The organism is Dongia sp. (assembly GCF_041909655.1).
GTDB lineage: Bacteria > Pseudomonadota > Alphaproteobacteria > Dongiales > Dongiaceae > Dongia.
In genome coordinates, this window is sequence record NZ_JAYRDA010000002.1 from 86,505 (window position 1) to 110,875 (window position 24,371).

Below are 24,371 nucleotides of genomic sequence, written 5' to 3' on the forward strand. Positions count from 1 at the left end.
ACAAGGGTGGGAGCCGCCCTTGACGCGCTGGCATTGGCAGCCAATCTTGTTGCCATGACCCAGCGTTCAGCGCGTTTCAAGATTGGCGACGTCGTACAGCACCGCGTTTATCCATTCCGCGGCGTGGTGTTCGATGTCGACCCAATGTTCAGCAATACCGAGGAATGGCTGCAATCGATCCCGGCGGAGATCCGCCCCAATCGCGACCAGCCTTTCTATCATCTCCTCGCCGAAAACACCGAGACCACCTATGTGGCCTATGTTTCGGAGCAGAACCTGTTGCCCGATGCGAGCGGGCGGCCATGCCGGCACCCGTTGATCCGCGACATGTTCGATGGGCCGGAAAGCGGAAGTTACCGCCTGAAAGCCGGTCGCGCGAACTGAGCCTCCGCAAATCTGACGGTAAAAAAGCCAATGTTTCCAATCGGCTTGACACAAGAACTAAATTAGAACATAAAGTGAATACATAGAATACAGCGGAGGCGAAAATGCTGTCGATTACCAAAAATGCACTCGAAGCCGTGGCCTTCTCGGCGTTGATGATGCTGATTCTGGCGCTCCCGACCCTCGCCTGAGAGGGATACGGTCCGCCGGAAGGCGATCTTAGGCTTTCGATCTCGGAACGAACCCGCTAGTTTGCCCGCATCGGACGGGGCCGGCCTCGGTCTCTCGTGCGTTTTGCCATGCTGACAACGGGGTATCCGGGGAAATGTCGCCTATCCGCCGCTTCCTGCAGCTCGAATCCGCAGGCGGGATCATCCTGCTTATGGCCGCGGTTCTGGCCTTCGTCTGTGAAAATTCCGCCCTTTCGGGCCTCTATCAGGGTTTCCTATCCCTGCCCTTCGGTGTCTCGTTGGGCGAGGCTGGCCTCGAAAAGCCGATTCTGCTCTGGATCAATGACGGCCTGATGGCGGTCTTTTTCCTGGTGGTGGGGTCGGAGATCAAGCGCGAATTGGTGGCCGGCGAATTGTCGTCACCGGCACAGGCAGCCCTGCCCGGAATCGCGGCTTTGGGCGGCATGGCAGTGCCGGCGATGATTTATGTCGCCATCAATTGGAGCGCGCCGGAACTGCTGGTCGGCTGGGCCATTCCCTCCGCCACCGACATCGCCTTCGCGGTGGCCGTGCTGACCCTGCTCGGGCCACGCATGCCGCACAGCTTGAAGATATTCCTCCTGGCACTCGCCATCCTCGATGATCTCGGTGCCATCGTGATCATCGCCATTTTCTATACAAGCGATCTGTCGCTGCTGGCTTTGGGCCTGGCCGCTCTGGGTATTCTCGGCCTCTTCATCCTCAACCGGTCCGGGGTTCGCAGTGTCCTGCCTTACATCCTCATCGGCATCTTCGTCTGGGCCTGCGTCCTGAAATCTGGGGTGCATGCGACCCTGGCCGGTGTGGTCACGGCGATGTTCCTGCCCTACCGGGTCGACGGCGACCGCGAACAATCGGCGCTGCGCCGGGTTGAGAACGCGCTCCACCCCTGGGTCAGCTACGGCATCATGCCGCTTTTCGCCTTTGCCAATGCCGGGATCGATCTCAGGGAATTGTCGCTGGAATCCTTTACCCATACCCTGACGCTCGGCATCGCCTTCGGGCTCTTCTTCGGTAAACAGATCGGGGTCATGCTGGCGGTGGCCGGCGGCTCGGCACTCGGCATCTTTAGGCGCCCGTCCGGGGCCAGTTGGTCGCAAATCTATGGTGTCTGCATCCTGACCGGGATCGGCTTTACCATGTCGCTCTTCATCGGCACGCTCGCCTTCCCCGATACCCATAACGGCGCCGAAGTCCGCCTGGGCGTACTCACTGGCTCGCTGGGCTCGGCCCTCGTCGGCTATCTGATCTTGCGCTTCCTGGCGCGGCCGCTAAAAAATCTTTAGCGCTGTGCGGCCTTGGCGAAGTTCCAGACCGGCACGCCGGTTCCATACTCGTTGCCGCTGACGGTGACGGCACCGCTTTGCAGGCCGACGACGGTGACTTTTCTGCCTTCGATCTGCAGAAGGGGGCCGCCGGATGCCCCGAAGGTGGCATCGCAATTGTGCAGCACCAGAGAAACCTCCGCGAAAATCTTCTCGGCCCGGCAGCCGGCATGGCGCATGACAATCTCGGGCCAATCGGCACTGTAGCCGGCATTGCTCATCGTCCCGGCCCTGCCGGCAGCGAGCAGACCCTCCCAGTCGATCTTGGCCAAGGGCACCGGCTTGATATCCAGTGGTTTCTCTAACTCCACCAGCACCCAGTCACGTGCCATCCCACGCACCTCCAGACGCTCCTTGGGATCGTATTCGGGATCGAAGATGAAGCGCTTGGCCCGCGAATGGGCTGCATAGGTTCCGCGGTCGTAGCCCGCCACGAAATGAGTCTCCAGCGGTATGCCCCAGCGGCCATCCGGCGCGTTGTAAAGGCAATGCGCTGCGGTCAGCACCATATCGGGCGCGATGAGCGTGCCCGTGCAATGGCCTCGTCCTTCCAGATTGATGCGGCCGATGGCGATCCAGGGCCAGGTTTTGGAATCGACGCGGACGCGGTCATCCGTGCCGGTGACACCGATCTTCGGCAAGGGCGGCAATGTATCCGCCACCACATTTGGCGCGCCCGCCAGCGTCAGCCAGGCAACCGGCAGGAGTTGCAAATATCGGTACATCGCGCAGGGTAAATGCGTCAGGGCGCCAGGATCGCGTTATGGAAGAGCAGGCCGATAAAAGCCGCCAGCGAGAAGGTCGCCACCGCAAGTCCCAGCACCACAAACTGACTTACCCGGTCATTCGGCCGCAATTCCTGATCGATCGCCCTGCGGGCCGGAGAGCGTTTTTCCTTCCCCACCAGGAAGACGGCGTAAGCGCGCTCGCCGAAGGGTATCGGCAGCGACAGGCGCAAATCGATCGGATGGCGGCGCTGGATGGTCCCTTGTGCCACACGGCTGATGGCTTCAGCCTGCGCCGGCGAAAGGCTGTCGCGGATATCCGCCGGCAGTTTGCGCAAGAAGGCTTCGCCGCGGACTTCGTCCATCAGCATGGTCCTATCCTCCTAAAAAGAATCCGGGCACACCCCCAAATCCATTGCTGCGACCCGGTCCGGTACAACTTGGCCGGTAAAGTTTAAATTTTCTTTACCAAAAGCGGTATCGATCGATGAAACGCACGAAAATACCGCCGCTTCGTCCGGGTGACCGGCCAATCGCCGGGCGAAAGCACCGCCACGTCATTGGCGCTTTTCGCGCGCTTCGGCTAGAATCCGGCCAAAATCAGATAATTAAGTGTTCAACAACACCTGTCATTGGGGTCCTTACATCATGCGAGCGGACAAGCTCAAACAGCAGCTGATCGACGAAATCGTGCGTTTCGTCGGCGACCGGATCGAACGCAAACGCGCCACGCTGATCGAAGCGTTCATCCGGCATTTTTACGCCAATGTCCCCTTCGCGGATTTCGCCGGTGACTCGCCCGAGGATCTGTTCTGCGCCGCCCTGTCGCTGGCCAATTTCTCGGCGCAACGCATGGCCGGGCAAACCAAGGTGCGGGTGTTCAACCCGCGGGTCGACGAGCATGGCTGGCGCTCGCCCCATACCGTGATCGAGATCGTCAATGACGACATGCCGTTCCTGGTCGATTCCGTTACGGCGGAAATGAACCGCCAGGAACTCGGCGTCCATCTGGTGATCCATCCGATTATTCCGGTCACCCGCGGTCCCAAAGGCGAAATGACCGATATCGGCGGCAAGGACGCCAAACCGGAATCGATCATGCAGTTCCGCGTCAATCAGGTGGCGACGCAGGAACAGCTCGACACCATTCGCCAGCGACTCGAATCCGTCCTCAAGGACGTCCGCCTGGCCGTCAACGACTGGCAGCCGATGCGCGCGCGTCTGGCCTCAGTGATTGAGGAAGTCGCCGCCGGCAAACTGCCGATGCCGGCGGAAGAAGTGGCCGAGGTCACCGACTTCCTCTATTGGATCAATGACGATCATTTCACCTTCCTCGGTTATCGTGAATACAGCTTCGCCGGCGAGGACGAGAGCATCAGCTATCATATCCGCGAGGAGGCGGGGCTCGGCGTGTTGCGCGACCCCGGCGTGCGCGTGTTCGAGGGAATGCGGAATCTCGATGCGCTGCCACCCGATGTGCGCACGTTCCTTACCCAGCCAAAGCTCATCCTGGTTACCAAGGCGAATCTGCGTTCGACCGTGCACCGCAACGTGCATCTCGATACATTCGGCATCAAGATTTTCGACAAGAAGGGCAACGTTGTCGGCGAGCGTCTGTTTGCCGGCCTCTTTACTTCTGTCGCCTATAACCGCTCGCCCTGGGAAATCCCGCTGCTGCGACACAAGGTGCAGCGCGTGTTCGACCGCGCCGGTTTTGACCCGCAAAGCCATGACGGCAAGGCCCTGGCCAACATCCTCGAGACCTATCCGCGCGACGAGTTGTTTCAGATCGACGCCGATGAATTGCTGGAAACAGCCCTTGGCATTCTCAACCTGCAGGAACGCCAGCGCGTCGCCCTCTTCGTTCGCCGCGACCCCTATGAGCGCTTCCTATCTTGCTTCGTCTATCTGCCGCGCGACTGGATGTCGACGGAGCTGCGCCTGCGAATCCAGGCATTGTTGTGCCGCGCCTTCAACGGCCGCCTCTCCAATTTCTATGTCCACCTGACCGAAAGCCCGCTGGCACGGGTGCATCTCATCATCGCCACGACACCGGGCGAAATTCCCACCTATGACGTCAAGGAACTTGAGCAGCTTGTCACCGATGCCTGCCGCACCTGGAAGGATCAACTCAGAGAAGCCCTGATCGATTCCAAGGGCGAAGCGGACGGCCTTGCTTTGCTGCGCGCCTATGCCGGCGCCTTTCCGGTCGGCTTCGAGGAATATTTCAACGCCCATGCCGCCGTGAGCGATATCGATCGCATTCAGGAAGCGATTTCCCAGAACAAGACGGCCATCAACCTCTATCGCCCCATCGAAGCGGCCGAGAACGAGCTCCATCTGAAGCTTTACAAGGCCGGCGACAAGATCGCGCTATCGACCGTTCTGCCGTCGCTGGAAAATTTCGGCCTCAAGGTGATCAGCGAAATGCCCTTCGAGGTGCTTCCGGCCGGCGCCGATCAACCGGTCTGGATTCACGCCTTTACCATGGTGACGGCGGACGGCGCCGAGATCGACATCGCCACCATCCGCGACAAATTCCATCAGGCCTATGCCAGGATCTGGGAAGGCCAGATGGAGGATGACGGGTTCAACCGCCTGGTCATGACCGCGCGACTTGGCTGGCGCGACGTCACGCTGATGCGGGCGTTGTGCAAATATCTGCGTCAGGCCGCCATTCCCTTCAGTCAGAGCTATATGGAGGCGACGCTCAACGCCAATCCGGCGATCACGCGCAAGATCACCAAGCTCTTCCACGTGCGCAACGATCCCGCTTTTCAGGATGACCGCCTGGCCGCCGCGGCCAAGATCGAGAGCGAGATCGCGACCTGCCTCGATGCCGTGGTCAATCTCGACGAAGACAGGATCCTGCGGCGCTATCTGAATGTCGTGCAGTGTACCCTGCGCACCAATTTCTATCAGAAGGCGGTCGACGGCGGCCGCAAGGAATACATCTCCTTCAAGCTCGATTCAGCGCGCATCGAGGAATTGCCATTGCCGCGTCCGCTGGTCGAAGTCTTCGTCTATTCGCCACGCGCGGAAGCGATCCATCTGCGCGGCGGCAAAGTCGCCCGCGGCGGCATCCGCTGGTCTGACCGACGCGAGGATTTCCGCACCGAGGTTCTGGGCCTTATGAAGGCGCAGATGGTGAAGAACGCCGTCATTGTGCCGGTGGGGTCCAAGGGTGGATTCGTGGTTAAGCGGCCGCCGCAAGGCGGTGATCGCGACGCCATGATGGCAGAGGTCGTCCATTGCTATAAGACGCTGATGCGGGGCCTCCTGGACATCACCGACAATCTGGTCGGCGGCGCCGTGAAGCCGCCCGCCCAGGTCGTGCGCCATGACGAGGATGACCCCTATCTCGTCGTCGCCGCCGACAAGGGGACAGCGACCTTCTCCGACATCGCAAATTCCGTCTCGCGCGATTACGGCTTCTGGCTGGACGACGCTTTTGCGTCGGGCGGCTCGGCCGGCTACGACCACAAGAAAATGGGCATCACCGCGCGCGGTGCCTGGGAATGCGTCAAGCGCCATTTCCGGGAGCTCGACCACGACATTCAGAATGTCGATTTCACCTGTGTTGGCGTCGGCGACATGTCGGGCGATGTGTTCGGCAACGGCATGCTGCTTTCAGAGCACACCAAGCTGGTGGCCGCCTTCAATCACATGCACATCTTCCTGGATCCGGATCCGGATCCCAAAGCGAGCTTTGCCGAACGGCAACGGCTCTTCAATCTACCACGCTCGGCCTGGAGTGATTATGACGCCAAGCTGATTTCGAAGGGCGGCGGCATCTTCGAGCGCAAGGCAAAATCGATCCGTCTCAGCGCCGAAGTGAAACAGCGCTTCAGTATCACCAAGGATCAGGTGACACCCAACGAACTGGTGCAGATTCTTCTGAAATCCGAAGTCGACCTGCTCTTCTTCGGCGGCATCGGCACCTATGTCAAAGCGACGGACGAAACGCATGCCGATGTGGGCGATCGCGCCAACGATGCCCTGAGGGTCAATGCCGAGGAGCTGCGCTGCCGCGTGATCGGCGAAGGGGCCAATCTGGGCTGTACCCAGCGCGGCCGAGTCGAGGCGGCCTTGGGCGGCAAGCGCATCAACACCGACGCGGTCGACAATTCGGCCGGTGTCGACACGTCGGACCATGAAGTCAACATCAAGATCCTGCTGAATGAAGCGGTCGCCAATGGCGACCTGACGGTCAAGCAACGCGACATCCTGCTGGCCGAGATGACCGAGGAAGTTGGCGAGCTTGTTCTCCGCGACAACTACCTGCAATCGCAGGCGCTTTCGATCGCAGAGGCACAGAGCTATACCCTGGTCGACCAGCAGGGCCGCTTCATGCGGGGCCTTGAGCGGATCGGCCGACTCGATCGCGGCATCGAGTTCCTGCCGGATGACGAGACTCTGCGCCAGCGCGTGACACAACGGATCGGGCTCTCTCGGCCGGAGGGTGCGGTCCTCCTGGCCTATGCCAAGAATGTGCTCTATGACGAGCTCCTGCCCTCGGATCTGCCGGACGATCCGCAGCTTGCCGACGATCTTCTCAACTACTTCCCGAGCAAGCTGCGCGGCACATACAAGAAGCTGATCAAGAAGCATCGGCTGCGCCGCGAAATCATTGCAACGGTGGTGACCAACAGCCTGGTCAACCGCATGGGCGCCACCTTCGTGCATGTGACGCGGGAGAAAACCGGACAAAGCGCCTCGGCGATCGCCAGGGCCTATGCCGTCACCCGCGCCGCCTTCAAGCTCCGAGAGATGTGGGTATCGATCCAGTCGCTCGACAACCGGGTATCGGCCAGCATCCAGACCTCGATGCTGATCGAGATCAATCGCCTTGCCGAGCAGGCCACCCTTTGGTTCCTGCGGAACGGGGAGCATCCGCTCGATGTCGCAGCGAATATTGCAGCAACCGAGCCCGGCATCGCAGCGATCGAGGCGGCACTGCCGAATTTGCTCGCGCCAGGCGATCAAGCGGCCAATACCAAGCGCGCCGGCAATCTGATGTCGGCCGGCGTGCCGGAACCGCTGGCCAAGCGCATTTCACAATTGGCAAGCCTTGGGGCGACACTCGATGTCGTGCGCATTTCCGCCCAGACCAAGATCAAGGTCGAGGATGTGGCCCGGACTTTCTTCACCATCGGCGACCAGTTCAATCTGGATTGGTTGCGCCAGGGTGCGAAGGGCCTGATCGGCGACAGCCATTGGCAACGCCTGGCGGTCTTCGCCATCATCGACGATCTCAACACGCATCAGCGCGATCTGACGCTGGCAGTGCTCGGCAACGACCTGGGTCTCACCGGCATCGAGGCGATCGACGGCTGGAAAGCAGGGCGCAGCGCCGCCCTGGCTCGTTCCGAGGCGCTGTTTACGGAATTGCGTCAGGCGACCAAGCTGGAACTGGCCATGCTGGCGGTGGCCAACCGGGCGCTGCGGAGCTTGCTGAGTTAGGCCAGCTTGGCGGAACCGAACAGCAGGCGCAGGCCCAGCGCCGCCATCAGCACGCCTGCTGTTCGATCAACCCAGCCTTTGCCGCGGAGATAGGCAGCCCGTGGCCGCGCCGCCGAGAAGGCCAGTGCCACGATCGCATACCAAGAGCCTTCGACCGCAAAGAGCAGTGGGGGCAGGATTATCATCGCCCAGCTAGGCGGCGAGGCCGGCAGCAGGGCCGCAAAGATGCTGCTGTAGACGATCACGGTTTTCGGATTGCTGATCTGGGTGATGAAGGCGAACCAGAACGACCGCATCCAGCCTTCATCGCCCATATCTCCTTCGGCCGAGGACAATGGTTCCTTGGCGCCGCGCCACAAGAGATAGGCAAGATAGAGCAGATAGAGACCGCCGCCGATCTTGAGCGCCAGATAGAGCCATTCGAAACGGGCAAAAACTGCTTGCAGGCCGATGACGGCGAGGGTTGCCAGCAAGGCGCCGCCCAAACCCATGCCGAGCGCCGCGGCCAAACCCTGGCGGCGCGAGCGCGAAACCGAGATACGCGCCACCAGGAGAAAACTGGGGCCGGGACTGATCGCCCCAACAGCAATTGCGAACATGATTGCCGCGATAGCATAGGCCGCTTCCATGGATCGCTCCTTCCGGTTTTAGGAATCACTCCGCTTCTTGAGCAGAAACATGCCCTGCTCGCCCAGTAGATTGGCGCGCCACTTGCTGCCGAAAGCCCCCGGCCGGCCATTGGCGTCGATCACCATCGCGCGTTCGATCTCGACATCGAGCTCCGTGCAGAGATCCAGGAAATCCTGAATGGTACAAAAGTGGATATTGGGCGTGTTGTACCATTTCAGCGGAATCGTCTTGGTTTCCGGCATGCGGCCGGTCCAGCCCAGCTTCCAGCGCACTTTCCAATGGCCGAAATTTGGAAAGGAGACGATCGCCTTGCGGCCGATACGGACCAATTGCTCAACCACGTTCTTCGGATCTCGCGTCGCCTGCAGAGTCTGCGACAGGATCACGTAATCGAAGGCATCGCTGGGATAGGCGTCGAGATCGGTATCTGCGTCGCCCTGGATGATCGACAGGCCCTGTGCCACACCGGCATTGACGCCGGCTTGGCTGAGTTCCATGCCGCGGCCATCGACCTGCTTCATATGAACGAGATAATCCAGCAGCACACCATCGCCGCAGCCGACATCCAGCACGCGCGATTTGGGGGCCACCATATCCGCGATCAATTGCAGATCGACGCGGATGCGTTTGGCGGCGGCTGTTTCCGGTTCGTCGAGTGCCATCTCGTCCCTTTCAGCGAATGCCGCGATGCCAGGCGCAGCCGTCGAGGAAGCCCCTCATAACGGCGCTGAATTCCGGCTCTTCGAGCAGGAAAGCATCATGCCCCTTGTCGCTGTCGATCTCGACAAAGCTGACATTGGCGGCACAGGCGTTGAGAGCATGAACCACGTTGCGGCTTTCCGAAGTCGGGAACAGCCAGTCGCTGGTGAAGGAAACCAGGCAGAACCGCGTCCTGGTGTTGCTGAAGGCGCGAGCCAGTTGCCCGTCATGCTCCGCGGCGAGATCGAAGTAATCCATCGCCCGGGTGATGTAGAGATAGGAATTGGCGTCGAACCGGTCGACGAAGATCGAACCCTGGTGGCGCAGATAACTTTCCACCTGGAAGTCGGCATCAAAACCATAGGCGACCCGCGCGCGGTCCTGCAGGTTGCGGCCGAATTTGCGGTGCAGCGCCGCCTCGCTCAAATAAGTGATATGGGCGGCCATGCGGGCCACGGCGAGGCCGCGGGCCGGGCTGGTCCCCTGAGCGAGGTATTCGCCGCCGCGCCATTCGGGATCGGCGGTGATCGCCTGACGACCGACCTCGTGGAAGGCGATGTTCTGGGCGGAATGGCGCGCGGCACAGGCAATCGGCATGGCCGCGAAGACCCGCTCCGGATAGGCCGCCGCCCATTGCAGCACCTGCATGCCGCCCATGGAGCCGCCAATGACGGCGAAGAGCTGGGCGATGCCCAGGTGGTCGATCAGACGCGCCTGGGCGCGCACCATGTCGCCAATGGTGATGACCGGAAAGCCGAGGCCATAGGGTTTGCCGGTGCCCGGGTTGATATCCGAGGGGCCGGTCGAGCCGAGGCAGGAGCCGATCACATTGGAACAAATCACGAAAAAGCGATCGGTATCGATGGGCTTCCCCGCTCCCACCATAATTTCCCACCAGCCGGGCTTGCCGGTAATCGGGTGCCGTTCGGCCACGAACTGGTCGCCGGTCAGGGCATGGCAGATCAAAATGGCATTGGATTTCGCAGCGTTGAGCGTGCCGTAGGTCTGGTAGGCAATGGTAAAGGGGGCAAGTTCCGCGCCGGAATCCAGCCGCAGGGGTTGATCGGCGCCAAAGCCCAACCGCTGCCCCGGGAAGTCGACCCGCCGGCCGGAAAACTGGCTGCCCGGGATTTCCGGGCCCGGAATCTCTGGGCTTTGGGAGGTCATGGGGCTTTGCCGGCTCACTGCTGAAATGCGGTCGCAGGAATGCCTCCCGAGCGCCCGGCTGTCAATGGCTTCTTTCAAGGTTTTCTTTGCTTTTCCGCCGCTTGGCCGCTATCACTGGGCCGCGGCCGGGCCCCCATCCGGGGCCGGAACAAGGCTGCTTTGGGCATCGTTGGCGGGAAGTGGTTCGGGGGAACATGCAAGGTTCTGATGGCACGATGGACGAGCTTGTCCAACTGCGACAGAAGATCGACGCAATTGACGACCAATTGCACGATCTGCTGATGCAGCGGACCGAGCTTGCCGTGGCAGTGGGGGCCGCCAAGGCGGCGCGCCAGCCCGTGAGCGGGGATTCCCCGGCGGAAGGCGCCAAATTCATGCGCCCCGCCCGAGAAGCCAAAATTCTGCGGCGCCTGATCGCCCGCCACAAAGGCAAACTGCCCAAGGCGGTGCTGGTGCGGATGTGGCGCGAGATGATCTCGGCCCTCCTCCAGATCGAAGGGCCTTTCGCCGTTGCCGTATACGCGCCCCAGGGCCAGCCCGGCTATTGGGACCTCGCCCGCGATCATTACGGCAGCCGGGTCAAACTGTTGACCTTCAGCCGCGTCGACCGGGCGCTGTCGGCCGTCATGGACGGCTCGGCCACGGTCGCGGTCCTGCCCTTCCCGCGCGAGGACGAGACGGATTCCTGGTGGCGGCGCCTCACCGGCTCTTCCCAGCTTCCGCACGTCATCGCCCGCCTGCCCTTTGGCGACCCAGGTAACCAGCGCAACACCGATCTCCAGGCCCTGGTGGTTGGCCGGACGCCGACCGAGCCCACGGATCGGGATCACTCCCTGCTGGTCATGGAGGCGCCGGAGCCGGTCAGCCGCTCCGCCCTGCGCCAGGCTTTGGCCGGCGTCGGCCTGGAAACCAGTTTCATCCATGGCGGCCGCGACCGCCGCGGCCCCGATCTCAATCTGGTCGAGGTCGCGGGCTTCGTCGCTGCGGCGGATCCGCGTCTCACGCTGGTGACGGCAGCCTTGGGCAAGGAGGCACGCCTCCATACCATCGGCGCCTATGCCGAACCCCTGAGCAAGGCCGAGTTGGCCGACGAATCCAACGGCCCCGAATCCAACGGCCATTGAGGCCGATGAGGAGTATCCGATCATGAGTCTCGCCGTTCGCCCCGGAATCATGGATATCGCCGCCTATGTGCCGGGCGAACATGACCTGCCGGGCTCGGGGCCGATCTACAAGATGTCGTCGAACGAGAGTGCGCTGGGTGCCAGTGCCGCTGCGATGGCGGCCTATGGCAAGGCCGCAAGCGAACTGCACCGCTATCCGGACGGCGCCAGCCATGCCTTGCGCACCGCTTTGGCGCGCGAGGTCGGCGGCAAGGAAGACGAGATCATCTGCGGTACCGGCTCCGACGACATCCTCGTCCTGATCACCCGCGCCTATGCCGGGCCCGGCGACGAGGTGCTCTATTCGCGGCACGGTTTCCTGATCTATCCCATCGCCGCGCAATCGGTGGGGGCGACACCGGTTACGGCGCCGGAAAAGAACCTCACCACCGATGTCGATGCGCTCCTGGCCAAGGTGACGCCGCAGACAAAAATCTGTTTCGTTGCGAACCCGAACAACCCGACGGGGAGCTACATCCCCGCCAGCGAAATGCGCCGCCTCCGCGAGAAACTGCCGCAGAACGTGCTGCTGGTGGTCGATGCGGCCTATGCGGAATATGTCGACAAGGCCGACTATACCGACGGCTCGGAACTGGTGAAGGAATTCGACAACGTCATCGTCTCGCGCACCTTCTCCAAGATCTATGGCCTCGCGGCCCTGCGTCTCGGCTGGGCCTATGGCCAGAAGAGCATCGTCGACGTCCTTCATCGCATTCGTGGCGTCTTCAACGTGGCAGCCCCGGCGCAGATCGCCGGCGTGGCGGCGCTGGCCGATCGCGACCATGTCCAGCGCTCGAAGGCCCATAACGATCACTGGCTGCCCTGGTTCGAGAACCAGATGAAGGCAATCGGGCTTCATCCCTATCCCAGCGTCACCAACTTCATCCTAGTGCGCTTCCCATCTGATCCGAAACTCAATGCGGATGCTGCCGAGAAATTCCTGAAATCCCGCCGCGTGCTGGTGCGCAAGATGGGTGCCTATGGCCTGCCCGATTGCCTGCGCATCACCATCGCCGAGGAAGCGGCGGTAAAAGCCTGCGCCGCGGCTCTCGCCGAATTCGTGCAGGGAGCGGCAACGCAATGAGCGGCCCGCTCTTTGCGCGCGTGGCACTGGTCGGCATCGGCCTCATCGGCTCGTCTCTCGCGCGCGGCGTCAAGGCCGAGGGCCTCTCCAGCGAGATCGCGATCTTCGATGCCTCGCCCGACGCCCGTGCCGCTGCCCGCGAACTCGGCCTCGGCAAGGTCGAGGACAGCCTTGCCGCGGCCGTCACCGGCGCCGATCTGGTCATCATTGCGACTCCGATCGGCGCCTATGCCGATCTCGGCCCGGAATTGGCCCGGCACCTGAAGCCGGGCGCCATCCTGAGCGATGTCGGCTCGGTCAAGCAGGCGGTCGTGCGCGATCTTGGACCGCATGTGCCCGAGGGCGTTCATTTCATTCCCGGCCACCCAATCGCCGGCACCGAGCATTCCGGACCGCGCGCCGGCTTTGCCGAGCTGTTCAAGGGTCGCTGGTGCATCCTCACCCCCGTGCCCGGCTCCGACACGGCAGCCGTGGAGCGGTTACAGACGTTCTGGCAGCGCATTGGCAGCATGGTCGAGGTGATGGAACCCCGCCATCACGACCAGGTGTTGGCAATCACTTCGCATCTGCCGCATCTCATCGCCTATACCATCGTCGACACGGCGACCAATCTGGAGGAATCCACGCAATCGGAGGTAATCAAGTTCTCCGCCTCCGGCTTCCGCGACTTCACGCGCATCGCCGCCTCCGACCCCACCATGTGGCGCGACATCTTCCTCAACAACCGCGAGGCGGTGCTGGAAATTCTCGGCCGCTTCACCGAGGACCTCACTGCCCTGCAGCGCGCCATCCGCTGGGGCGAAGGCGACAAGCTGTTCGACGTCTTTACCCGGACCCGCGAAGTACGGCGCGGCATCATCGACGCCAAACAGGCTTGAGATCATGGCCGACAAAACCATTTCGGGCAGGCGCAAGGCCTGCAAGGACATGAATGAGGTCCGCGAGGCCATCGACGCCCTCGACCGCCAGATCGTGGCGCTGCTGGCCGACCGCCTGCACTTCATCAACGAGGCGGGGCGGCTCAAAGCCAGCCGCGACGCTGTCCGCGACGAGGCGCGAGTGGAGGATGTCGTCGCCAAGGTGCGACAGGCAGCCACTTCCGCCGGCATCGATCCGGACTTCGTCGAGCCGCTCTACCGCGACCTCGTCGAGCGCTCGATCGGCCACGAATTCAATGTCTTCGACCGCCTGCACAAATCCTAGCCGGCGGGGAACCGTCGCCGCCCTGCAAAATTCACTTGCGAGTCTGTGGTTTTTCCCTTAAGCGCCGATGTCTCGGGGCTCTCTGGTCGACAATCCCGCGTTTGGGCGCTCGTTTTTGCGCGAAGCTGGCTGCGCAGGTCTTAGCAGCATACCGACCGCTTTTTCTGGACATGAGGTAGATGATGGCAAAGTTTCCCTATAAGGGCCGCATTGTAATGATTGGTTATGGCTCGGTCGGCCGGTGCACGATGCCGCTGATCGAGCGTCACTTCGACATGCCCCTTGACCGCGTCACGGTCATCGACGGCCATGACCACACGGACGATGCGGCGCGCTTCATCGCCAAGGGCGTCACCTACATCGTCGACCCCATGCACCAGGGCAATTACAACAAGCTGCTGTCCAAGCATCTCTCGAAGGGCGATCTCCTGATCAACCTGTCGGTCGAGGTCGATTCCCTGGCGCTGATCACCTGGTGCCAGAAGCATGGCGTGCTCTATATCGATACCTGCATCGAGCCCTGGGCCGGCTATTACGACAATTCCGAGATTCCGGAAGAGCAGCGCACCAATTACTTCCTGCGCCACCGGGCTCTTGAAGCCGCCAAGAAGTTTCCCAAGAACGGCCCCTCCGCCCTGCTGACGCATGGCGCCAATCCGGGCCTCATTACTCACTTCATCAAGCAGGGCGTTCTCGACATCGCGCGCATGCGCGGCCTGAACGCGACCAAGCCGAAGAACCGCGAAGGCTGGGCCAAATTGATGCGCGATTGCGGCGTCAAGGTGATCCACGTGGCCGAGCATGACCTGCAGGTCACCGACGTGCCGAAGCTGCCCGGCGAGTTCTGCAACACCTGGTCGATCCCCGGCTTCGTCGGCGAAGGCTGCCAGCCGGCCGAACTTGGCTGGGGCACGCATGAAAAGCGCCTGCCGGAGAACGCGGTCGAGCACAAGGTCGGCAGCAAGGCTGCCATCTTCCTGCGCCAGCCGGGCTGCACCACCGAGGTGCGTTCGTGGACACCCCATGGCGGTCCGATGATCGCCTATCTGATCACTCATGGTGAATCGATCACCACTGCCGATTACTTCTCGGTCGCCGAGAAGGGAAAAGTGGTCTACCGCCCGACCGTGCATTACGCCTATCACCCCTGCGATGACGCCGTCCTCTCGGTGCGCGAGTTCCAGGAGAAGGGCTTCAAGATGCAGGAGAATGTCCGCTTGCTCGGCGAGGAGATCGTTGAGGGCATCGACGAACTGGGCGCCTTGCTGATGGGTGATTTCGGCGCCTATTGGTATGGCTCGCAGCTTTCGATCCACGAGGCCCGCCGCATCATGGGCCCGGAATACAATGCCACCTCGCCGCAGATCGCCTCGCCGGTGCTCGCCGGCGCCATGTGGCTGATCGAGAATCCCAATCGCGGTGTGGTCGAGCCGGAAGAGATTGACCACGATTACATTCTCGACGTCTGCCGGCCCTATCTCGGGCCGGTGGTGGGCTGCTATTCGGACTGGAATCCGCTGAAGGACCGCAATGTCCTGTTCCCGGAACCGGGTCTCGACCTGAAGGATCCCTGGCAGTTCGAGAACTTCCGCGTCCGCCGCTGAGCTTAGAAATTAAGCTGACGAAGCCCGCGCCATCCGGCGCGGGCTTTTTCATTGCCAGGTGAGAACCGGCAACCGGGCGAGCTTGATCGGCCCCAGCCAGACATAGCCCTGCTGCAGACTGAGCGCGATGCTCACAACCTTGCGGCCGCTCTCGTCCGTTTTTGCCATCCCCTCGGCCATCATGCGCCCGGTCTTGGCGGCGCCCGGCTCAAGCATTCCCTCATTAGCCAAAAGATCGACGGTCTCGGTGAGGCCCTGTGCGCGGATAGTCAGTGCCCCCAGCATTTGCTGGTTACGATCGAGCGCCAACGTGCCCTCGCCTTCGAGATCAAGGGGGACCTGGACAAAGGCGAAACGGCTGAGCTCGATCGTCCCGCCGGCCTGTGCCCATTGCGCCAGCGCAACACGCGGCGGCAGACCTGAGGGGATCGGTCCCATGATCGTTCCCGCCGCCGCGGCCTTGGCAATCGGGTCCGCCGTCAAAGCGCGCTGCCCGTCGGGCAGTTGCAGATGACCCAAAGTGAGGTCGAAGCCGAGCAGTTTCTCGCGGTGATCGCGGGGGGTAAGCGGCGGCAAGTCAATCGTCAGGTCGGCCGTCGCCGCGGCATAACTCTGTCTTCCATCGGTGAGAGTCAGATTCTGCATCTGCGCATCTATCCGCTCCAGCCGACCATCGCTCGTCAGGCGAACGGCACCGCCGATCCGAGACGCAGCCAAGTTTACGTCAGCCGAGACCGGGCTGGTGATCGAGATCTCGATTGGCTGGGCGGCCTCGAACGCGACCGCCAGAAGGTTCCAGGGGCGCATCGACAAGGTGCCCGCCGCCGCGCGCAGGGTTAGAAGCCCATCGGCAACCGGCTGAGTGAGCGTGACTTCGGTGACATCGCGGCGAAAGGCGAAGGGAAAGCCGGTGACATCTCCGGGCTGGACCTCGACCACGTTCCCAAGGGCCAGTTGCTGGCTGACCCAATCCGCGATGCCCGCCTCAAGGCGACCGGCGACATGGTGCCAATAGGCGGTATAGGCGCCGCCAAAAATCAGCACCGCGGCAAGGCTGCCGGCAAGAAACCGCCGCTTCACGCCTTGGCGAGGGGTTTGGTGCTGCTGGAAACCGGCATCCGGTCCTTGTTGAGCCGCCGCTCCAGCCAATTGAGCCCGCGGGTAAGACAGAAGACGGTGAAGAAATAGACGATCCCGGCACCGATCAGGGTGTCATAGACACGGAAAGTGTCGACGCGGATCGTCGTCGCAGTCCCCATCACCTCGTAAACCGTTACCAGCGAAGCAAGCGACGTCGCCTTCAAGAGCAGGATCGTCTCCGAACTCATGGTCGGCAGGCAAATGCGTACCGCACGTGGCAAAGTCACGCGCCAGAATACCTGCGCCCGGCTCATGCCGAAGGCACGCGCCGCCTCTATCTCGCCATAGGGCACCGCCTGGATGGCACCGCGTAGAATTTCCCCGGTATAGCCCGCCGTATTCAGGCTCAAGGCGAAGATCGCATACCAGAGTCCATCGCGCAGGAACGGGAGGCCGCGCATCATCCAGCCGGGGATCAACTGGCCCAGACCGTAATAGATGAAGTAGAGCTGAATGAGGAACGGGGTGCCGCGCATCATGAAGATGAATATCCGCGCGGGAATCCACAAAAGCGGATTGGGTGACAGGCGCGCAAGGGCGACCGGCACGGCGAGGATGTTGCCAATAAAGCTGGAAGCAAAGGTCAGAAGGAGCGTTAGCGGCAATGCCAGGATGAGCTGCGGCATGACCACGGTGAACATATAAATCGGATCAAACTTCATGTCGCTCGCTCCCCGGTCTCAGACGCGCCGCACGCCGCGATTGGCGCGTTTTTCCAGACGGCCGGTGATATACATCGAAAGCCCCGACACGATCATGAAGACGATCGCCGTGGCGCCGAGATAGAAGATGAAATGCTTGGTCTGATTGGCAGCTCCGCGTCCAACCGCCATGATGTCGCCGACATCCGCCACGACACTGACCAGAGCGCTATCCTTGGTGATGTTGAGCCACTGATTGCCGAGGCCGGAAATGGCGTAGCGGATCATCTGCGGCAGAATAATGCGAATGAAACGCTGCGGCCCATGCATGCCGAATGCCTTCGCCGCTTCGATCTGGCCCTTGGGCACAGCCTGGATACCGCCACGAAGCACATCGGTGAGATAGGCGCCATAGATGAGACCGAGGGCGGAAATGATGGCGCCGAACGGGTTGATTTCGACGCCGCTTTCGGCAAGGCGCAAAGCCACCAGCAAGCTGGAAAGGGACGAAGTGCCCGCGTAGAAGATCAGGAATATAAGGAGGAGTTCCGGGACAGATCTGACGACGGTCGTATAAACCTCGCCTGCCCGGTTGAGCGTCTTGACGTGACAGAGCTTTGCCCACGCACCGAGCATGCCGATCGCAAAGGCGATGGTATAGGCGCAGGCCGAGATAAACAGCGTGTTGTAGACGCCCCTAAAGAACTCGTCGCCATAGCCCGAATCCCCCCAGGCCAGGGTCATCCACAAGGATTGTGATTCAGCCGCCAAAGCTGGTCCCCTCGCAAAGCCTCAAAACTTTCCCCGCTGGCCGGGTTTACCCGGCTCTTTCCCGCAGGATCGTACCCCCCGCCTCCGGGACCAGCAACAGCCCATTCGGTTGCTGGCAAACAGAAACCGCCCGGCTTTGCAGCCGGGCGGTTCTATCGCAACAGAACGCGTCGCAAATCAGAAGGTCGGCTTCACCAGCATGCCGTCCAGTTCAGGATACTTGGCGGTGATCTCGTCATACTTGCCGCTGGTGACGACATCCTTGATCGCGGCATTGAGGAGATCGAGCGTCGCCTGGTCATCCTTGCGGACGGCAGCACCGACACCTTCACCCATGATCGGATCCTGCGGGACCACGGCCTTCTCTTCATAATCCTTGCCGGCATCCGAGGCCAGGAACGGAGCCAGGGTCGAACGGCCCTCCTGCACGTAGTCGAGGCGGCCGGCGGCGAGATCGGCGATGGCCGTGTCGAGGCCGTCATAGGTCTTGATCTCGGTCGCGGAACCGAAGCGCGCCTGCAGGAACTTCGAGTGGATGGTGGCGTTCTGCGCCCCCAGGATCTTGCCCTTCATCGATTCCGGATTGTCGAAATCGATCTTGGTCGTGTCGGATTTCGGGCCGATGATGATGGTGGTCGAGTCATAGTAGAAATGCGTGAAATTGACCTGCTGCTTGCGGTCGTCATTGATCGTCATCGAGGCAAAGATGAAATCGATCTTGCCTTCCTGCAGGGCCGGAATGATGCCGTCCCAAGCGGTCGGGGTCAGTTCGCATTTGATCTTCGCAGCTTCGCACACTGCCAACGCCATATCGACCTCCCAGCCGGTCCACTGGCCGCTGGTATCCTTGGTCGCGAAAGGCGGATAGTCGGTCTGGTCCATACCGACCTTGTAAACCTTGTCCTGCGCCTGGGCGCTGACGGCCATAACCGCCAAGACCGCACCGGCGATGAGGCTCCCAAACAAGCTCTTTTTCATGATCATTCCCTGGTCAAAGTTGTTGGCACCGACACCGGCTTGGTCTGCCATCCCGCTTGGCCGCTCTGATGTCGACCGTTACGCGGGGGTGGATCGGCTACGGCAAAAGACTAGCATAAGGAAATCCGGCTTGGGTAGCCGCGATACAGGCGTCAAACAGACAATTCCGCGTGAGAAAGGCCCACAAATGAGCGCCTGAGCCAGCGATTCGCCGGTTCCCGGCGCAACATTTCAGGTCCGACGCAGGAATCCCTCGAAACGATCCATGGCCTCGGACAGGCGCTCGTTCGACTGGGCATAGCAGAGTCGCAGATAACCCTCGCCACCGGCGCCAAATGCCGTCCCTGGAGCCAGGCCGACCCGTCCCTCGACCACCAGGCGCTTGCAAAAATCGAGCGCGCTGCCCATGTCGGCCACCTGAAGCATGAGATAGAACGAGGCGTCGGCGGGGATGACGTTAACCCTGTTCATGCCGGCAAGGCGTTCCAGCACCAGATCGCGCCCGCTCTTGCAGCGGGCCACCATCCACTTCACCCAGTCTTCACCTTCCCGCACCGCCTTGACACAGGCTGCCTGCAGAAAGGGCTGACCGCCCGAGGTATTGAACTCGATCAGCCGCTCGATGGCCGGCACGACACTGCGCGGCATCACCATCCAGCCCACGCGCCAGCCCGTCATCGCCCAGGTCTTGGAGAAACTGTTGACGACGAAGACAGGATCGTCCGGCGTCGCGATCTCGAGGAAGGACGGGGCGACCCGCTGATTGTAGACGAGGCGGTTGTAAACTTCGTCAGCCAGCAGGGCTATGCCGCGGGCACGGCAGAAATCGAGGAGTGCACGGCGCTGTTCTTCGGGCATCACCCAGCCGGTGGGATTCCCGGGGCTGGCCACATAGATGGCACGGGTCTTTGCGTCGCAGGCCCCGAACAGCCGGTCCATGTCGAGATGCCAGCCATCGCCCCGGCCCTGCATCGGCACCTGGCGCGCCTCACCCCCCATGATTTCGACCGTACGATAGATGTTCGGCCAGACCGGGGAGACGCAGACCATGTTGTCGCCGGCGCCGATCAGCATCTGGACGATCAGCATCATGGCGTTCATGCCGCCCGAGGTGACGGCGATACGGTCTTCGGTCAGTTCAATACCGTAGAGATCGCGGTGATAGTCAATGAGGGCGTGACGCAGTTCGGGGAGGCCGCGCTTGTAAGTATAGTAAGTCTGGCCGCCGGCCAGCGCCTCGGCAGCAGCATCGCAGACGAATTTCGTGGTGGGGAGATCCCCCTCGCCGACCCACAACCCGACCACGTCGGGGATGGAAAACCCCATCTTCCACACATCGACGATCTGCGAATCCTCAAGATGCTCGATGGCGGGGCGAATCTGATAGGCACTGGCATTCATAGATGGGCTCGCGGGATGATCGGCATAGGCGAGCGCGAGGCTAGAACGGCGCCTCGCGCCGCGCAATCTCTTACCGCCGCATGGCGGTCATGCGCGCGCCTCGGCAAAAAGGGGAGTCAGGCCAATTCGAAATAGATCCGGGTCGCGTTGTAGCCCGCGATGACGCGAAGTGTCTGGCCTGGTTCCACAGCGACCGGCTCGGGGAAAAACTCCATCGCCTGCTTCCAGTGATTGGTGCGGGCGGGACTGGCCGAGCGGTAGACGATCTTGTCATCCATATCGAGATCGAACCAGAACGCCACCCCATGGCAGAGCCCGGCGGCCGTCGCCGTCACCTCCAGAATATGGCGGCCCACTTCATTGAGATTGCTCCGGAAGTCGAAGGTGAAGGCGTCAAAATCCGCGGACAGACGGGTATGCGGATCGGCGGCGAGATCGATCTGGGCATAACCGGGCGAACGCATGCGATCCATCGGCGACATGTCAAAGCCGTCAATTTCGCGCACCGGGTTGATGCGCGCGAGTTGATCGCATTGCAGCAAGGCGCCATAGACATGCGCCCCCTGGGGAATGATCCGGCCTTCCGGCTTGACCAGATTCTCGCGCGCGTGCCGGATCACCGAGATCATGTTGGGCGCCAGCAGCCCCACATTGATAAGTTCCGAAACGAAGACATCGGCCTTGTCCGGCAGATCCTTGCCAACCCGTAGCTGGGTCGATTTTTTTATGATCACGTCGATGCGGTCATCGTAGCCGTTGCAGGAGATCACATCCTTGGCAAGTTCAGCGATGGCCGGAAGCACCTCGCAGGTCACGACCTTGGCGGCGCCAGCGCGCGCCGCCATCATGGCAACGATGCCGGAGCCGGTGCCGATCTCCAGCACCAGATCGCCCGCCTTCACATTGCGATCGAGCGCCGCGCGGTAAGCGTCGTTGCGTTCGTCGTCGTTGATCATCGGCAGATGCCAGGCCGGGATGACACTGGAGAGTTGTAGACGCAGCGCAAAATTGATGTCGGGATCACCGGGAACGCGCACCAACCCCTCACGCAGAACCGCCAGCGCTTCGTCCGGCTTGTGCTGATCGTGCAGCACCTGCGCCAGCGAGGCATAGGCAGGCGCACATTCCGGGTCGAGTTCGAGGGCCCGTCGAAAGTACTCTTCGGCCCCCTCGATCTCATCCATCTGGTAGAGCAATTCGCCCATATTGAAATGAGCGTCGACATAAGTGGGGTCATGCAGGATCGCCTCGCGAAAACAGATCATCGCCTTGTCGATCTGTCCCTGCCGCTTCAGGGCAACGCCGAGATTGTTGATGGCAGCGACCGGCGCCGGCTGCCGGGTTAGCGCGCGGCGAAAGGCTGCCTCGGCCTCATTGACCTCGCCCTGCCGCAGCAAGGCGTTGCCCAAATTGTTCCAGGCCATGCTGTCATCAGGCGTCAGCAACGTTGCCTGGCGGAAATCGGCGATGGCGATATGGTCGCGGTCTTCGGCGTAATGCAGGGCGCCACGGCTGTTATAGTATTTGCCCTGATGAGGATCGAGGGCGATGGCGCGTTCGACGAGTTCAAGCGCCTCGGCGACGCCGGCACCGCTTTGATAGGCAATGACACCGAGAAGATGCACTGCCGCTGCGTTGTCGGGATCGGCTGCGATAAGGTCGGCGCAAATCCGGCTGGCTTCCTCCAGGTTCCCCTCTTCCAGCGCGGCGGCCGCAATCTTCAGATCGCGTGCGTCCTGGTCCAGAGATAAGTCGGATTGCGTCGGTTCGTCTGCCGCCACTTTGCCCCCAAATCCGGTGCTGGCCGGAACGGATCGTGAGTCGGCGAATCGACCGACTTGTCACGCGGCATAGTCTATCGCGAGTGGGCATAGGGGCGCCAGCCGGGGCGCCGGGCGGGTTAGGCGAGGATGTTGACCAGCGAGCCACGCGGGGCGGTCGGGCTGCCACCGCTCGATGCGCCGCTAGCGATAGCAGCCTGCTCACCGCCAGAAGCCGGAGCCGCTTGCGGCGCCGGAGCCGACGCACCGGAAATCTGCTGAGCAGCCGAAACGGCCTGGCTCAACAGGTTGGCCACCGATTGGGATTGCTGCTGCTGGGCGCGAATCCCCGACAAGGCAGCTTGCTGACCGCGCTGAACACTGGCGATCTGGGCGGCGGCAAAGCCGGCGGCGGCGACATCCATGCGGGAATTCCTAGTTGGTGTTGCTTAGGCGCTCAGACGGTAACGTCGAGCAGGGATTGCACGGTTTCGTTCTCGGTGCGGATCACCGCGGCATTGGCCTTGAAGCTGGTCGCCGCCAAGCTCAGCGAGACAACGTCCTCAGCGTCAACGGCGCCTTCCGCCACATTCTGCGCCGTCTGCTCAAGCTGAGCCTGCGCCTTTTTAAGGCCCTCGACGGCATTGCTGATCGTGCTGGACGATGTAATTTCCATTCTTGCCTCCCGGCAGAGCGTCGGCTTGATTCCTGTCTTCCGCCAACATACCGGAAACACGTTAACATTTGATTGCGAATTCCGACCCCAAATATGCCGTCACACCGCCGATTTTGACCTAGGTATAGGTTGCCTTCAGGCGACAATTCACCCATATCAAAGGTCGTTTCCAGCACAATTTAGAGTCAATCGATGCAGATTCGGCCCCGCAGATCGGTCCTTTACCTTCCCGCCAGCAACGCGCGCGCCCTGGAAAAAGCACGGACCCTGCCGGTCGACGCCCTGATCCTGGATCTGGAAGACGCCGTGGCGCCGGAAGCCAAGGAAGCAGCGCGGACGCAATTGGCCGAGGCAATCAAGAGCGGCGGCTTTGGGGAGCGGGAAATAGTTATACGTGTCAATGGATTAGACACGTCTTGGGGCCATGATGACGTGGCTGCGCTGGCGTCTCTCGGCGCGAATGCCATCCTCTTTCCCAAAATTCAATCGCCCGAAGATGTCCATGCCGCCGTGGCGGCCCTCGATGCTGTTGGCGCACCTGCCACGCTCCCGATCTGGATCATGGCGGAAACACCACGCTGCATCATGGGAATGGATGCCATCGCCGGAGCCAGCCCGCGCCTGGCCTGCCTGGTGGCCGGCACGTCGGATCTCAGCCGGGATCTTCGCGCACGACCGGCACCAGGCCGGATCGGCTTGATTTCAGCGCTCTCGATTATCGTCATGGCCGCCCGCGCACATGGCCTGGACGCCCTTGATGGGGTGCATCTTGACCTGAATGACGAGGCCGGGTTTCTGGCCGATTGTGCGCAGGGCCGTGACCTCGGTTTCGACGGCAAGACCCTGATCCACCCAAAGCAGATCGCCGGCGCCAATGCGGCCTTTGCCCCCAATCTGGCGGAGGTTGAACAATCCAAGGCCATTGTCGCCGCCTGGGCCGAGGCCCGGGCCGCCGGAAAGGGCATCTGCGTGCTCAACGGCAAACTCATCGAGAACCTGCATGTCGAGGATGCCGAGCGCCTCCTGGCCCTCGATCAGGCCATCCAGGCGCTGGCCGCTGCCCAACAGGTCGCGGCTTAATTTCAGCCCCGGCCCGGCCGCTCGCCATGGACGCAGGCGATTTGCTGCAGCTTTTGGACCTTGCCGAAAGCACCGAGATTGGCTGCCGGGGCCGTGCAGGCACTCACACCAATCCCCAAAAGGGTCAAAAATAACAAGGTTTTCATACACTTGATCGATTGGTTCACGGGTATTCTCCTGGGAAAACTCTGGGCTGGCTGGCCATTTTTGTCGGTGACCAGCAATGGACTTAACCTGGGGTGCCGTTTCGTTTAGGTTGTGAACCCAT

General features: G+C 61.7%; 23 protein-coding genes. 9 read left to right on the forward strand and 14 right to left on the reverse strand.

Annotated features, from left to right (window positions below; all coding sequences use genetic code 11):
* Positions 1-54 precede the first annotated feature (54 nt).
* On the forward strand, positions 55-384 hold the full coding sequence (gene hspQ, locus ACE3PR_RS03620; RefSeq protein ID WP_374368282.1) for a heat shock protein HspQ: 330 nt from the start codon (positions 55-57) through the stop codon (positions 382-384).
* A 325-nt stretch (positions 385-709) separates the two neighbouring features.
* Complete coding sequence (gene nhaA, locus ACE3PR_RS03625; protein ID WP_374368284.1) at positions 710-1,879, forward strand: Na+/H+ antiporter NhaA; 1,170 nt, start codon at positions 710-712, stop codon at positions 1,877-1,879.
* Here nhaA and ACE3PR_RS03630 read toward each other — a convergent pair.
* Together ACE3PR_RS03630 and ACE3PR_RS03635 are read right to left on the reverse strand one after the other, a co-directional pair.
* Positions 1,876-2,643: a serine protease gene (locus tag ACE3PR_RS03630; RefSeq protein WP_374368286.1), complete on the reverse strand. Its 768-nt coding sequence runs from the start codon at positions 2,641-2,643 to the stop codon at positions 1,876-1,878. The genes nhaA and ACE3PR_RS03630 overlap by 4 nt on opposite strands.
* A gap of 17 nt (positions 2,644-2,660) precedes the next feature.
* Positions 2,661-3,014 carry a hypothetical protein gene (locus ACE3PR_RS03635; protein WP_374368288.1) on the reverse strand — a complete coding sequence of 118 codons (354 nt, stop codon included), beginning with the start codon at positions 3,012-3,014 and terminating at the stop codon, positions 2,661-2,663.
* Positions 3,015-3,291: 277 nt separating this feature from the next.
* Between ACE3PR_RS03635 and ACE3PR_RS03640 the strand changes: the two genes are divergently transcribed.
* On the forward strand, positions 3,292-8,106 hold the full coding sequence (locus ACE3PR_RS03640) for an NAD-glutamate dehydrogenase (RefSeq protein WP_374368290.1): 4,815 nt from the start codon (positions 3,292-3,294) through the stop codon (positions 8,104-8,106).
* Here the strand turns inward: ACE3PR_RS03640 and ACE3PR_RS03645 are convergent.
* From ACE3PR_RS03645 to ACE3PR_RS03655, 3 genes are read right to left on the reverse strand one after another with little or no spacing between them, the layout of a single operon-like run.
* A complete protein-coding gene (locus ACE3PR_RS03645) occupies positions 8,103-8,735 on the reverse strand; it encodes a LysE family translocator (protein WP_374368292.1) in 633 nt (210 codons plus the stop codon). The two genes, ACE3PR_RS03640 and ACE3PR_RS03645, sit on opposite strands and share 4 nt — an antisense overlap.
* Positions 8,736-8,753: 18 nt before the next feature.
* Complete coding sequence (gene metW, locus ACE3PR_RS03650; protein ID WP_374368293.1) at positions 8,754-9,398, reverse strand: methionine biosynthesis protein MetW; 645 nt, start codon at positions 9,396-9,398, stop codon at positions 8,754-8,756.
* Positions 9,399-9,408: 10 nt separating this feature from the next.
* On the reverse strand, positions 9,409-10,602 hold the full coding sequence (locus ACE3PR_RS03655) for a homoserine O-acetyltransferase (protein ID WP_374368294.1): 1,194 nt from the start codon (positions 10,600-10,602) through the stop codon (positions 9,409-9,411).
* Between the two features lie 215 nt (positions 10,603-10,817).
* Between ACE3PR_RS03655 and pheA the strand changes: the two genes are divergently transcribed.
* From pheA to ACE3PR_RS03680, 5 genes are all read left to right on the forward strand, one after another.
* On the forward strand, positions 10,818-11,726 hold the full coding sequence (pheA, locus tag ACE3PR_RS03660) for a chorismate mutase (protein WP_374368296.1): 909 nt from the start codon (positions 10,818-10,820) through the stop codon (positions 11,724-11,726).
* A gap of 22 nt (positions 11,727-11,748) precedes the next feature.
* A complete protein-coding gene (gene hisC / locus ACE3PR_RS03665) occupies positions 11,749-12,849 on the forward strand; it encodes a histidinol-phosphate transaminase (protein ID WP_374368297.1) in 1,101 nt (366 codons plus the stop codon).
* On the forward strand, positions 12,846-13,727 hold the full coding sequence (locus tag ACE3PR_RS03670) for a prephenate/arogenate dehydrogenase family protein (RefSeq protein WP_374368298.1): 882 nt from the start codon (positions 12,846-12,848) through the stop codon (positions 13,725-13,727). The genes hisC and ACE3PR_RS03670 overlap by 4 nt, the downstream gene beginning before the upstream one ends.
* A gap of 4 nt (positions 13,728-13,731) precedes the next feature.
* A complete protein-coding gene (locus ACE3PR_RS03675) occupies positions 13,732-14,052 on the forward strand; it encodes a chorismate mutase (RefSeq protein WP_374368300.1) in 321 nt (106 codons plus the stop codon).
* Between the two features lie 179 nt (positions 14,053-14,231).
* Positions 14,232-15,656, forward strand: a complete 1,425-nt coding sequence (locus ACE3PR_RS03680) for a homospermidine synthase (protein ID WP_374368302.1) — start codon at positions 14,232-14,234, stop codon at positions 15,654-15,656.
* Between the two features lie 48 nt (positions 15,657-15,704).
* On the opposite strand, the gene ACE3PR_RS03685 is transcribed toward ACE3PR_RS03680, so the two are convergent.
* From ACE3PR_RS03685 to ACE3PR_RS03720, 8 genes are all read right to left on the reverse strand, one after another.
* A complete protein-coding gene (locus ACE3PR_RS03685) occupies positions 15,705-16,736 on the reverse strand; it encodes a DUF2125 domain-containing protein (protein WP_374368304.1) in 1,032 nt (343 codons plus the stop codon).
* Positions 16,733-17,458 carry an ABC transporter permease gene (locus ACE3PR_RS03690; protein WP_374368306.1) on the reverse strand — a complete coding sequence of 242 codons (726 nt, stop codon included), beginning with the start codon at positions 17,456-17,458 and terminating at the stop codon, positions 16,733-16,735. Before ACE3PR_RS03690 ends, ACE3PR_RS03685 begins: the two co-directional genes overlap by 4 nt.
* 18 nt (positions 17,459-17,476) lie before the next feature.
* Positions 17,477-18,208, reverse strand: a complete 732-nt coding sequence (locus ACE3PR_RS03695) for an ABC transporter permease (RefSeq protein ID WP_374368308.1) — start codon at positions 18,206-18,208, stop codon at positions 17,477-17,479.
* A gap of 177 nt (positions 18,209-18,385) precedes the next feature.
* A complete protein-coding gene (locus ACE3PR_RS03700; protein WP_374368311.1) occupies positions 18,386-19,186 on the reverse strand; it encodes a transporter substrate-binding domain-containing protein in 801 nt (266 codons plus the stop codon).
* Positions 19,187-19,417: 231 nt separating this feature from the next.
* Positions 19,418-20,587: a pyridoxal phosphate-dependent aminotransferase gene (locus tag ACE3PR_RS03705; RefSeq protein WP_374368313.1), complete on the reverse strand. Its 1,170-nt coding sequence runs from the start codon at positions 20,585-20,587 to the stop codon at positions 19,418-19,420.
* A gap of 116 nt (positions 20,588-20,703) precedes the next feature.
* Complete coding sequence (locus tag ACE3PR_RS03710) at positions 20,704-22,368, reverse strand: tetratricopeptide repeat protein (RefSeq protein WP_374368315.1); 1,665 nt, start codon at positions 22,366-22,368, stop codon at positions 20,704-20,706.
* Between the two features lie 119 nt (positions 22,369-22,487).
* Positions 22,488-22,772, reverse strand: coding sequence for a hypothetical protein (locus tag ACE3PR_RS03715; RefSeq protein ID WP_374368317.1), 285 nt, complete (start codon positions 22,770-22,772; stop codon positions 22,488-22,490).
* Positions 22,773-22,804: 32 nt separating this feature from the next.
* Positions 22,805-23,023: a hypothetical protein gene (locus tag ACE3PR_RS03720; RefSeq protein WP_374368319.1), complete on the reverse strand. Its 219-nt coding sequence runs from the start codon at positions 23,021-23,023 to the stop codon at positions 22,805-22,807.
* A gap of 192 nt (positions 23,024-23,215) precedes the next feature.
* Here ACE3PR_RS03720 and ACE3PR_RS03725 point away from each other — a divergent pair, with 192 nt between their 5' ends.
* Positions 23,216-24,103, forward strand: a complete 888-nt coding sequence (locus ACE3PR_RS03725) for a CoA ester lyase (RefSeq protein WP_374368321.1) — start codon at positions 23,216-23,218, stop codon at positions 24,101-24,103.
* A gap of 2 nt (positions 24,104-24,105) precedes the next feature.
* Here the strand turns inward: ACE3PR_RS03725 and ACE3PR_RS03730 are convergent, their stop codons facing one another.
* Positions 24,106-24,270, reverse strand: a complete 165-nt coding sequence (locus ACE3PR_RS03730) for a hypothetical protein (RefSeq protein WP_374368323.1) — start codon at positions 24,268-24,270, stop codon at positions 24,106-24,108.
* Between the last annotated feature and the right edge of the window lie 101 nt (positions 24,271-24,371).